The following is a 12,671-nucleotide window of genomic DNA, read 5'->3' as shown; positions in this document are numbered from 1 at the left end:
AGTAATTATATTTTACCTAAATTTAACAATTCAATTTAAAGTCTATATAAAAATATCTACTCTTTTACAAACACATACTCCTTATTATTAGATAAATCTTCTCGATATTTATACCCTCCTAAGTTAAACTTTTTTAAGTCGTTAATATCTTCTATTTTATTTTTAACAATATATTTTACCATCATTCCTCTAGCTTTCTTTGCTTGTGTAGATTCGACTTTTAACATATTATTTTTATTTATTTTAAAATTACATGTTACATATGTATGATTGTCATCAATAAATTTTTCCACAGTTTTGCTGTATTCACTTGATGCAAGATTGACAATAGCTGTATTTTCTTTGTTTAATTCGTTATATATACTGTCTCCCCAATATTCATATAAATTTTTAAATTCTCTTATCTGTAACTTTGTCTGCATTTCTAATCTGTATTCATATATACTATCATAGGGTTTTACGACCCCATACAATCCACTTATGATTCTAATACAACTATTTGCAAATTCCTCATCTTGCTTTGTAAAATTCTCTGCTTCTATATTTTTATATTGTATTCCAGCATAAGTTAAGATTGCAGGAGTACCTAAACTGTCAAATTTAAAATTATCAAATCTACTCTTGTTTAATATAGCTAATTTTTCGTTGATTTTCATTTTACTTTTGAAATCCTCTACACTAAAGGTTTTTATATTCTTTGATATTTCTTTTGCTTTATCTATGAAACAGGGCAAGCTTAAATCTCTATCAAATTCTTGTACATTCTTCATATTTTTAGCTGGTGATAACATTATAATCATAAATTTCTACTACTCCTATTTTTCCAAATATTCAAGAATCTCTTGTGCATTTGTATCTGGTTTTGCTTTTTCAAAAACTTTTTCAATAATTCCACTTTCATCTACAATATAAGTTGCACGAACAACTCCTAAAGCAGTTTTCCCATACATTTTTTTCTCTTTCCACACATCAAAAGCCTTAATAGTAGTTAAATCTGGGTCAGAAAGTAAAATAAAAGGAAGCTCATGCTTTTCTGCAAATTTTTGATGTGATTTAATACTATCTTTACTTATCCCAATAACTGGTATATCATTATTTTTAAATCCTTCATATGCGTTCCTAAATGCACATGCCTGACGTGTGCATCCTGGTGTATTATCTTTAGGATAAAAATATATTACCACTTTTTTCCCCTTAAAATCAGACATACTGATTTTATTTCCATCTTTATCTTCTAATGTAAATTCTGGTGCTTTTGTACCTATACTTAACATAAATATCTCTCCTTTTGTTTTTAATCAATAATTTATACTATATTTATATTACTACCCTATATTTCTATATATAAATAAAATATTTTACTTTTTATATAGAAAATTTCATGAATATGTAAATCTTATATACTGAAAATTTCAAGCTTTATTTGATTAGAACATTTAAACTGGAATTTATGTTAAGTAATTAAAATAAGCAGGATTTAATTTATGTATTAAATCCTGCCTATTTATTTTTATTCTTCTAATACTCTAATCTATATAAATTTAAATTCTTCTACATCAAACAGACCTAAATCAGTAAGTCTTATTTTTGGAATAACAGGAAGAGCCATAAATGAAAGTGTAATAAAAGGGTCTACATACTTTGGAACTCCCATTTTTCTTGCTATTTTTAACATATTATCAGTTGTTTCTTGCACTTCATCTGCTGGAAGAGTACTAATTAATCCAGCTACTTTAAGACTTAAGTGAGCAAGTACTTTTCCATTTGATACAATTACATAGCCACCCTGTATATCTCTCAAGTAATTTACTGCAACTATAATATCATCATCATTATCTCCTGCAACTATGATATTATGTGAATCATGAGCTACAGTAGTTGCTATTGCTCCATTTTTTATGCCAAACCCTTTTAATGGTGCAACTGATATGTTTCCAGTCATTCTGTGTCTCTCAACAACACAAAGCTTTGAATATTCTTCATTTGGATTGAAATATCCATTTTTGTTTGGTATAGATTCAAATAATTTATTTGTCAGAATTTGATATGGTACAATTTCCATTACATAATTTTTTTCATTTGACTTTAATTGTATTTTTTCTCTATCAACGTCTTTAAATTTGACTGTATTGAGTAAATCTTTATCCTTAATTTCATAATTATAATCAGAAAAAATTCCCTCATCTATCAATTTACCATCTTTATAAACACTACCTACCTCCATGTTTTCTAAATTGTTTAAAACAACAATATCCGCTTTATACCCAGCACCTATTGCTCCAATTCTATTTAGACCATATGCTCTTGCTGAATTGTAAGTTGCAATTTTAATAGCTTTAATTGGCTCCATACCCAAATCGATTGCACACTTTATATTCCATCTTATATGACCTTGTTTTTCTATATCATCCAAATGTTTATCATCTGTACAAAACATAAATTCTTCAATTGGTAAGTTGTGTTTCAATAATCCCTTTATTATGGCTTCTAAGTTTTTTGCTGCACTTCCTTCTCTTATAAAAATTTTTAAACCTGCTCTTAATTTTTCATACACTTCATTAAAAGTTATACATTCATGGTCATTTTTTATTCCTGCACATACATATGCTTGAAGTGACTTCCCACTTATATTTGGTGCATGCCCATCTGCAATTTTATCTTTAAAAGCCTCTAATTTATCTAAAATTTCCTCTTCCGCAAATATGACATCATTAAAACACATTACCTCTCCTAATCCTAAGATTCTAGGATTATTTATGTAAGCATCCATATCTTTTGCACTAAAATTTCCTATTCCATTAGTTTCAAATCTTGTTGCAGGGACAGACGATGGTAGCATAATATATACATTTAAGGGTATTTCTTTTGTTGATTCTAGTAAAAAGTCTATTGCACTTGCTCCTTTTACATTGACTAGTTCATGAGGGTCAGCTATAACAGTTGTTGTACCTGACTTTAGTAATTTTTTTGATAATTCAATTGGCATTACCATTGTAGATTCAATATGCATATGTGCATCAATAAAACCAGGTGATAAGTATTTACCACTACAATCAATCTCTATTTTACCACTATATTCGCCGATTCCAACAATTGTATCATCTACTATTGCTACATCTCCTGCTATTAATTCTTCTGTGAATACATTTATAATTGTTCCATTTTTAAGTACAATATCAGCTTTATTTCTTCCACTTGCAACATCACACTTTTTTTTCAAATTGCTCATTTTTACAACTCCTCTTAAATTTTTTATATCAATATACTTGTTGTATCATATATTATAGTTTGATTTATTAATATATATTATATATGAGTTTCAATAAAAAGTATTGATTGAAATTTATTCCATAGCTTATTAAATTAAACAAAAATAACATAAGAAACAATAATATTATTTCTCATGTTATTTATAAATATTTTAATTGTATTAAATTTTATTTTTTATATTTTTAATACTTGTTACTATATCCATAGTATAGATTTATGTATTTTTATCATTTATATTAAAATCTACTTTCAATTAACCTAAAAAAGCATAAACTATAATTCCTACGATTATAGCTGGTATAGTAGTAATAATCATAGCCCATAAGGAAGATTTTTTATCCATTGCTAAAAGCGGAAAAAGTGCATCTCCATCTTGAGATATGGAATTAGCTATTACTGCACCAAGTGGTATAGTTCCTTTCAAGTAAAATGACATAAGTACAATTTGTATACCGCACCCTGGAATAAGTCCAAGACCTGCACCTATAAATACACTAATTACACCTGTTGATAAAACTAAATTAACTAAGTATTCATCTCCACCTAAAACCAATATTATCAAATCGTAAATAAGATATGCAATAAAAATCCATGTAATAACAAATGAAATTTCACCTACAGAATGTATAAGCATTTCTCTTAGGGAAATTTTCTTATTTTCTTCCTCTTTTTGATTAGAATTTTTAAATACCTTTTTAAAACACCACATATAAACTATTGAGAATAGTATTCCTATAACTGCTATTGCTTCTTCTAGTGAATGTAATTTTTCAATAATAGGAAGATTTATTCCAGAATGAGCAAGAGACATAAATATAAAACCTATTAATACAATTCCTATATAAATTTTGTACCCTTTACCATGTGTTATTATAAATGCAAGTCTATTTGTATTTCCATGAGATTTAGCTAAATTATCCAAAATTATATCATCATGATTATGCGATTCTTCATTATCTTTATGGTAATTTTTATCTGTATTATGTTTTTCTGATTTTCCATATTTATTTAATTTCAATTTTTCTTCTAACTTAAAATAATCTACTAGTTGTCCTGTTATTACTCCTGTAATTGTACTAACTATAGTCACAAAAAAATACATTTTAATATTTGATGAAATAAGTATAAATGCAGCATCTCCCATACTTGCTATTAAGCTTGCAATGATTGCTCCAAAGCTTAGTTTTCCACTTATATATAATGGCATTATTGCCAAACTCCCACCACAACCTGGTATAGCTCCTATCAAAGCTCCTATTAAAGGTTGATATTTTCTATTTTTTGATATAATATTAGTAAAATTACCACTAGTTTTATAGTTTATATATCCAAATAGCAAAATAAAAAATCCAATCATAGAACCCACATGTAAAAATGCTTCTTCAGAAGCAGATATTAACATTTCCATTAATTTACCTCCTATATTAATTTCGCAATAATTATATTATATTTCATTTATTATTGATAATCAATATCATTATATCTTTTAAATTTCTAATATTAAAAAGTGCATATCTTATATTGTTAATTTCTTGCATATTAAGATACACACTTTCTGATATTAGGTTATCTAGTTGCCATATGTAATTTTATATTATAATATAAAATTACATATAGATATTACAACAAATTTTATATATTATACCGATATTACACATTTTTTCATCGTTTACTATATTTATAAATTTTCAATAAATGTTATTACTTCCTCTATTATCCAATCTGGTGTAGATGCTCCTGCTGTCACTCCTAAAGTTTTATACTTCTTAAGCATATTTACATCCAATTCGTCTTTAGTTTCTATTGCAAAAGTTGGAACTAAATCTTCACAAACTTTTACTAACTTTTGAGTATTAGAGCTGTGTTTTCCACCTATAACTATCATACAATCAACTTCTCCTGCTAATGCTTTAGCTGCTTCTTGTCTAGTTTTTGTGGCTGAACAGATTGTATCATTAAATACTATATTTTCTAGTTTATCAGCTAATTTATTAACTATATTTGAATATAAATCTGGATTTATTGTTGTCTGTGCAACAACACAATATTGTTTTGAATTATCAAATTCCATATTCTCCATTTGCTCTACAGCTTTTATTATTATTGCTGAGTTTTCGCACCATCCATTTATACCTATCACTTCTGGATGTTTCATATCTCCAATAACTATTATTTCATAACCCTTATTATGATACTCACTCACTACTGTATGTATTTTCTTTACAAATGGACATGTAGTATCTACAATTTTAAGTTTTTTATTTTTAGCTTCTTTGTATACTTTCTCAGGAACTCCATGAGATCTTATTATCATATTTTCATAATCTGGTATTATATCGATTTCATCTACAGTTTTAAGACCTTTTTGTTCATATCTTGCTACTGCTTGCTTGTTATGAATAAGAGGTCCTAAAGCATATATTCCAGAATCATTTTTCTCTACTTCATCCCATGCCATTTTCATTGCTCTCTTTACTCCAAAGCAAAATCCTGCATTTTTTGCTATTTTAACATTCACAAAATCCCCCCCTTATTTTGAATATTTAAAGTAATTCTGTTTTATTATTTCTAAAACTTCTTGCGACATTCTTTCATGGTCATCATTACTTAACTTTTCTTTAAAATGTTCTTCAAATGATATTGGCTCTCCAAAGTACACAATTACTTTACTAAAAGGTTTATACTTAGATATTATCGATACTGGTACAACCTTAGATTTACTCTTTATTGTAAATAGAGAAAGACCTGCCTTAGCTTTGCCAAAGTTGTCTCCTTTAATTCTTGTTCCTTCTGGAAATATTCCTAATATATAACCATCTCTAATTGACCTTAAAATAGTTTTTATAGTGGATACATCTGGCTTTTCTCTATTTATAGGCATAACATGCAATTTTTTTAATATAAAACCTAGTGGCTTCACTTTAAATAATTCTTGTTTTGCAATAGCTGCTATCTCTCTATTCTTTATAGCTGCAGCTAAAAATACAGGGTCAAGATTTGATTTATGATTTGAAGCCACCACTATATTTCCTCTGTCTGGTATATTTTCGGCACCTATAACTTCATATTTAAAAAACACTTTAGAAAAACATCTAAAAATATTTATTGCAAATCTATAAAAATTCACGTTTATCTCCCTTCAATACTACATTATATTTTCATTTTAGATAAATTGAGCTTAAAAACTTATCTTAGATACAACTTCTTGTACAACCTGATCTATAGTCTTTCCTGTTGTATCTATTTCTAGTGCATCCTCAGCTTTTACTAGTGGTGCAAATTCTCTATTTGAATCAATTTCATCTCTCTTTACTATATCCTCAATTACTTCTTTTAAAGTAGTATTATATCCTTTATTGCAAAGTTCTTTATAACGTCTACTTCCTCTTTCTTCTGGTGTAGCTACTAAAAAGAATTTATAATCTGCATTTGGAAAAACATATGAACCTATATCTCTACCATCTAATATTACTGAACTTTTTGTTCCAATTTTTCGTTGAACTTCAACCATCAACTTTCTTACTTCTTTTATCTTAGCTACATTGGAAACATTATTGCTTACTTCTATTGTTCTTATTTCATTATTTATAATTTTTTGGTCTAAGTATATGTTATTATTTTCAAAATCTATATCTGAATTTTTAGCTATTTTAATAACCTCTTTTTCATTATTAACATCAATATTATTTTTTAAACACTTATAAGTAACAGCTCTATACATAGCACCTGTATCTATATAATTTATATTTAGTTTTTCTGATACTATCTTAGCTATTGTACTTTTACCAGCCCCTGCTGGTCCATCCACAGCTATAATCAAATTACTCATACCTACACCTCTATTTTATTTATATTTAATAATCGACTTATCAAAAACTTATACACTAATCCCTGCAAGATATCCAGTTGAAAATGCTATTTGTAAATTATATCCACCAGTTTCTGCATCTACATCTATCACCTCACCTGTAAAAAATAAATCCTTTATTAACTTAGACTCCATTGTAGAAGAATTAATTTCTTTAACTGAAATACCACCAGAAGTAACCATTCCAGTGTTTATCCCTGTAGTTCCATTACAAGTTAGTTTCATATTTTTTATATACTCAATAATTTTAATCTCATCAGCCTTAGATAAATCATTTGCTTTTTTATCACTTAAAGATAATATAGAAAGAATTTCTTTTAAGAAGTTTTGAGGTAATATCTGTTTAAGATTATTTAAGATATTTTTATTTGGAAATTCTCTAATTATATTAGAAATTTCATTGACATCTAAGTTTGGTAAAAAATCTATATTTAATTCTATCTTATCTTTTTCAATAATCTTGTTGATATAAGAAGAGATTATAAGTACACAAGGACCTGTTATCCCAAAATGTGCAAATAGCATGTCTCCTGATTTTGATATTTTCTTTTTCTTAATCTTACAAGATATTTCTACATTTCTCATAGATATTCCTTGCAAAGCTTTAATCCATTTTTCTTCTATTGTAAGTGGTGCTAAAGCAGGATATAGTTTATTTAATGTATGTCCATGATTTTGAAGAACCTTATACATTGAACCATCTGAACCTGTTTTTGAATAACTAACTCCTCCAGTTGATATAATGACTTTATCTCCTAATATCTTATCCCCATTATCTAAAATGACACCTTTTATTGAATAATTTGTTTTATTATTGTTATGGTCATCTTGTTCAGTAATTTCTTCAGTTATAATATCCACAACTTTTTTATTATACATTATCTTTACATTATGATTAATTAAGTCCTTATTTAATAATTCTATTACTTCTATAGATTTATCATTCTTAGTATAGACTTTGTGGTCATTTTCTTCTTCAATCTTATATTCTAAATTTTTACTTTCAAGGTACGATATAAGATTTTTATTTGTAAATGTATAAAAGCTACTGTATAGAAATTTTTTATTGTTCACAACCTTATCAAAAAAATCTTCTATCTCTCTATTGTTGGTAAAGTTACATCTACCTCCACCAGTTGCTCTTAACTTTCTCCCTAACTCTCCATTTCTTTCAATCAATATTACTTCATTATTATTTTTCGAAGCTGACAAGGCTGCCATCATGCCAGATGGACCTCCACCAACCACTATAACTTTACTCATAAACTTCTCCTTATAATTTGATACTTACTCAAGTGCAGAATTATTTATTTTTACATGATTTTTTATATGACTTGTATCATTCATCTTTATTACTACTGGACCATAATCTTTAAACTCTACTATATTTAAAGCAGTATTATCTTGCTTAATTCTGTATATATTTTCCATACCTGACTCTAAGAATGATAGTAACATAACTCTCAATGTAATTGAATGTGTAACAAGAACTATATTTTTATCATTGTATTTTTCATTTAATTCCTTTATAAAAGTATCAACTCTTTCTTTTATAATTTTAAGAGTTTCTCCTTCTGGTATATTTACTAAATGTGGCTCATTTCTCCATGTTGAATATATATCTGAATAGTCTTTTTGAATTTCTTTTATTAAAAGACCTTCCCAAACTCCAAATCCCATTTCTCTAAGTGCTTCAGTTTTTTGTACTTCAATATTGAGCTTATCACCTAAAATTTGAGCTGTTTGCATTGCTCTTCCTAAATCACTACTAAAAATATAATCAATCGAATACTTACCAATGTCTTCAGAAAGTTCTCTTGCTTGTTCTATCCCTTGTGGTGTAAGGTCAGAGTTACCATGACCTTGTGTCTTTCCTAATAAGTTCCAGTCTGTTTGTCCATGTCTTACTATATAAAAAGTATTTCCCATATTTCCTCCTAATATATCTGTCTATTTTTTATTAAATATAAATTGTCACTTCTCAAACTTTAATTATACCATATAATAGTTTACTATGTTTCTATTTTATAACTTAATCTAATATATCCTTCTTAGCTCATACTATTTATATTTACCACAATTTATTATATAATAACAGTTTTTTTCTCAACTTATAAAAAACAATCATCATATTTTATTTATAAAATTCTTCAAATCTATATTCTTGAATTGGATTAAAATACCTATCTCTATCTACTTTTGATAAAAACATATCTAATGGCCTTGCAAATATCCCTGTATCATCATATAGAGTTTTATATAAAACCAAATTATTATTATCTTTTTCTTTTTTATGATAAAAACTTCCATTCATGTCTATATATATATAAATATTTTCATCTAGCTCAGTATGCTTAACATCTAGCTTATACCTAATTTTGTTTTTAGTTGAACTTTTTCCATTGTATGTTTCACAGATTTTTTCTATATCATTATTATCAATGGCTTTGCTCAATCCCATTGTAGCATAATATTTTCCTTTAAAATGTTTATAAATACAAGGACATTTTAATTTTCTTTCATCAATGTTTAGACTATTTTTTGGTTTATCCATTTTACTATCCTCTCCTATATGTATTTTTTAAAAAATATGCTTTATCTTATTATTTTTTATTTTAAAATAAATTTACAAACTAAGTTATTTAAACTTTTTCAAAATACAGCAATTTTTAATATTCAAATTATATATTATAATTTGTCTAATATTCTTACACATCATATAATATATTTAGTTGTTTATGAATTTAATTTTTATTTATATAAATATATTCTACTTTTCTTATTATGTAGTTATATAAAATCATATAGTTATATAAAACTTATCCTATATTTTATTTATTAAAAGCAATGCTTGTCTTATATTTTATCATAATTTAAAGTTTATTAATAATACAATAAAATAAATAAAGAGGCTGTATAAAATACAGCCTCTCAAAGTTAATATTTATAATCATATAATTTTTCTAACTTCTTTTCTAATTTCTTTTTTCTATCTAAACCTAAAACTCTTATAAAATTATTTCCTACAAAAATACAATTATTGCTGAGATAAAATTCACACTTATCTAAATTTACAATATAACTGTTACTGCATTTGAAAAAATTTTCTTCTTTCAGTAGTTTTCTTACACTAGAAGAATTTTCTCCAATATAATAAGTTCCATTTTCTGTATAAATTTTTGATTCATACTCTTGCTTTTCTATGTACAAAATTTCTTTAATGTTAATTGAAAAACGTTTATCTTCGTATTCAATATTAATAAAACATTCCTCTTTCATTACCATCCCTCCAAGTATTCTTATTAATTTAATTTTAGTGTTTTTTATCAATATAATCTATCGGAAATATATGTAAGATTAGTCTATTTGAGATATTTATAAAGTTATTTTTGATACTGACCTACAGACTCTTTTTTTAACATTAATTTTTAAAGTTAAAATAGCTTATTATAAATAACATCAGTAATTATAAATACATATTTCTTTAATAAAATAACTTTTCAATAAAATTGTGTAAAATTATACATATAAAAGTAAATATTGACTTTTATATGTATAATTTAAAAAATTAAGATTTAATTATGAATTTGTTAAAATAATTTTATACTTCTTAATTATCAATTAAAATCTCAATAGACATATTATAAATATATATGTATATTTATGTATTTCTTTTTTGATATTCTGTTACTCCCTCAAGTTATATCTAAGCAAATTTAATAATATAATCTTTTTACTATAAAAACTTGATAAAAGTGTTCCCATATATTTTACACATACATTTCATTTTTTCAAAAAAACAATGAAGTTCATATTTGTAAATTTTTTTAATTTCTGTTGAAAGAATTCGAACATTTGCTTGTTCTGAACTAGAAGCAAATGGAAAACGTAAAACACCTTGCAGAGTAACTGGAGTCTGTTCAGAGTGTTTTTCACTTGAGTACATGTGTTGCAATATAGTTGTTACACATATGTCTAGATATAAAGAACGCATAAAAGTGATTTTGGTTGGTACATAGCTAGGATGTTAACATTACATTTTCTTATATTTACTAATATCTCTCCTTACAAAATAGGCATTTCTTGAAGTTATTAAAAAGTCTATAAGTAATTTTACAAATGTTACATGGTATAGTTATAGACATAAAAAAACAGTCTATATGTTAAAATAAACTGCTCTATAAACTAAAACTTGATAATTTTTTAAATATTATCAGTTCTTCTACCATACAACTTGAGAATACATTTATGTAATCTTACTTATGTCACTAATACGCTCATTTTAGAAAGTCTTAGCATAATCAACTTTATCTACTTCACCAGATAATTCAATTTTCAATCTTTTAAAACAAATAAGCTATAATATATCAATTAGAAATATATACTAAGCTATTTTTATATGTATTAATTAATTTATTATATTATCTTTTTTCTCTTTAATTTTAAGTATTATACGTATTAATGCAAATATTGAGATATTGGATAATATCAATAGTAAAACTATTGCTAGAAAGACAACTCTTCTTTCAGGAGAAATCTTTATAAGATTAATAATATAATCGTAAAGTATAAAAAATGATAATAAATTTGCTATCATTGGAACACATATATACAATTCTTTTGTACTAATTTTAAAATTAGTACAAGAAATTTTATAAATGTATAATAATATAATTAAAATCAATTTTCCAAAAAAGATAGCTTCATACCTGTATAAATTTCCACTAAGTAAAATATTCATATTATCTAAATTGTTCATTGAAACTACTAATAGCATACTCAATGCATTTATACCTATTAACACCATCCAATAAAAAAACAAAACCACTAAACATTTATATATATTGACCTTATAATTAGACTTATAAAAAATAAAAGTTATAAGAATACATATCCATATTCTATCATTAGCTCCTACATTTATATAAAAAGAACAGATAATAAGAAAAATAGAAAATAAAAAAGATATATTTAGCTTCATTAAATTAGTTTTTACTTTACTTGTATAATCAAAAACTTTCTTGCATGCCCATATCTCTATAATAGAAGAAACAATTGTTATAAACGTGTCTAACATAATAACTCCCCAAAAATAATTAATTTATATCTTCACAATAAAATATACCGTTAAAAATACATACTAATTATAACATAAAATGGCACTTAAATTTGATATTATCACTTAATGATTTTAGTAATAGTATAAAATCAACTAACGAAATATTAACCACTAAATTGTTAACATTACAATTAGAAAATATAAAAATTATTTCCTCATTTTATTTTAATTATGCTCAAAAATATAAGTTGACTCTAAGAACAATTAGAAACAATTAAGGACGTTTGATATGATTAAATAAAATAACGGCTTGAATTAAGGAAAAGTAATGAATTAAAAAATTATTTTTAAAGCTAAAAGCATGGAGAACTAAAATAGGTGGTATCATTTAACTTGATACCACTTACTTTAATTATTAATAGGTATTTTATTGAATTTACGCCTATTAATCATCAATTTATAAATAGTTGGTAA

General features: G+C 25.4%; 12 protein-coding genes. All 12 read right to left on the bottom strand.

Annotated features, from left to right (window positions below; all coding sequences use genetic code 11):
* Positions 1 to 56: 56 nt before the first annotated feature.
* Positions 57 to 800: a peroxide stress protein YaaA gene (yaaA, locus tag IR151_RS15265; RefSeq protein ID WP_227436050.1), complete on the bottom strand. Its 744-nt coding sequence runs from the start codon at positions 798 to 800 to the stop codon at positions 57 to 59.
* A 15-nt stretch (positions 801 to 815) separates the two neighbouring features.
* Entirely contained in the window at positions 816 to 1,274 is a 459-nt protein-coding gene (gene bcp / locus IR151_RS15260) for a thioredoxin-dependent thiol peroxidase (protein ID WP_227436048.1), read from the bottom strand.
* 257 nt (positions 1,275 to 1,531) lie between these two features.
* Positions 1,532 to 3,229, bottom strand: a complete 1,698-nt coding sequence (gene ade, locus IR151_RS15255; RefSeq protein ID WP_227436046.1) for an adenine deaminase — start codon at positions 3,227 to 3,229, stop codon at positions 1,532 to 1,534.
* 294 nt (positions 3,230 to 3,523) lie between these two features.
* Positions 3,524 to 4,678, bottom strand: a complete 1,155-nt coding sequence (locus IR151_RS15250; RefSeq protein ID WP_227483118.1) for a putative manganese transporter — start codon at positions 4,676 to 4,678, stop codon at positions 3,524 to 3,526.
* Between the two features lie 270 nt (positions 4,679 to 4,948).
* Positions 4,949 to 5,788 (bottom strand): 4-hydroxy-3-methylbut-2-enyl diphosphate reductase, encoded by an 840-nt coding sequence (locus IR151_RS15245; protein ID WP_227436045.1) that lies wholly within the window; start codon positions 5,786 to 5,788, stop codon positions 4,949 to 4,951.
* 12 nt (positions 5,789 to 5,800) lie between these two features.
* Positions 5,801 to 6,397 carry a lysophospholipid acyltransferase family protein gene (locus tag IR151_RS15240; protein ID WP_227436043.1) on the bottom strand — a complete coding sequence of 199 codons (597 nt, stop codon included), beginning with the start codon at positions 6,395 to 6,397 and terminating at the stop codon, positions 5,801 to 5,803.
* A gap of 51 nt (positions 6,398 to 6,448) precedes the next feature.
* A complete protein-coding gene (gene cmk / locus IR151_RS15235; RefSeq protein WP_227436041.1) occupies positions 6,449 to 7,099 on the bottom strand; it encodes a (d)CMP kinase in 651 nt (216 codons plus the stop codon).
* A gap of 48 nt (positions 7,100 to 7,147) precedes the next feature.
* Entirely contained in the window at positions 7,148 to 8,401 is a 1,254-nt protein-coding gene (locus IR151_RS15230) for an NAD(P)/FAD-dependent oxidoreductase (RefSeq protein ID WP_227436030.1), read from the bottom strand.
* A gap of 24 nt (positions 8,402 to 8,425) precedes the next feature.
* The gene (locus IR151_RS15225) at positions 8,426 to 9,067 is read right to left on the bottom strand and encodes a histidine phosphatase family protein (RefSeq protein WP_227436028.1); all 642 of its coding nucleotides are present in this window, start codon (positions 9,065 to 9,067) and stop codon (positions 8,426 to 8,428) included.
* A gap of 205 nt (positions 9,068 to 9,272) precedes the next feature.
* The gene (locus IR151_RS15220; RefSeq protein ID WP_227436026.1) at positions 9,273 to 9,692 is read right to left on the bottom strand and encodes a DUF1653 domain-containing protein; all 420 of its coding nucleotides are present in this window, start codon (positions 9,690 to 9,692) and stop codon (positions 9,273 to 9,275) included.
* 383 nt (positions 9,693 to 10,075) lie between these two features.
* Positions 10,076 to 10,417, bottom strand: coding sequence for a LytTR family transcriptional regulator DNA-binding domain-containing protein (locus tag IR151_RS15215; RefSeq protein ID WP_227436024.1), 342 nt, complete (start codon positions 10,415 to 10,417; stop codon positions 10,076 to 10,078).
* Positions 10,418 to 11,546: 1,129 nt separating this feature from the next.
* Complete coding sequence (locus IR151_RS15210; RefSeq protein ID WP_227436022.1) at positions 11,547 to 12,215, bottom strand: histidine kinase; 669 nt, start codon at positions 12,213 to 12,215, stop codon at positions 11,547 to 11,549.
* Positions 12,216 to 12,671 lie beyond the last annotated feature (456 nt).

It is taken from the genome of Clostridioides sp. ES-S-0006-03, from assembly GCF_020662275.1.
In the GTDB taxonomy this organism is placed as follows: domain Bacteria; phylum Bacillota; class Clostridia; order Peptostreptococcales; family Peptostreptococcaceae; genus Clostridioides.
Note: the sequence above shows the minus strand (reverse complement) of the source record. Positions and strands in the feature narration are given on the sequence as shown.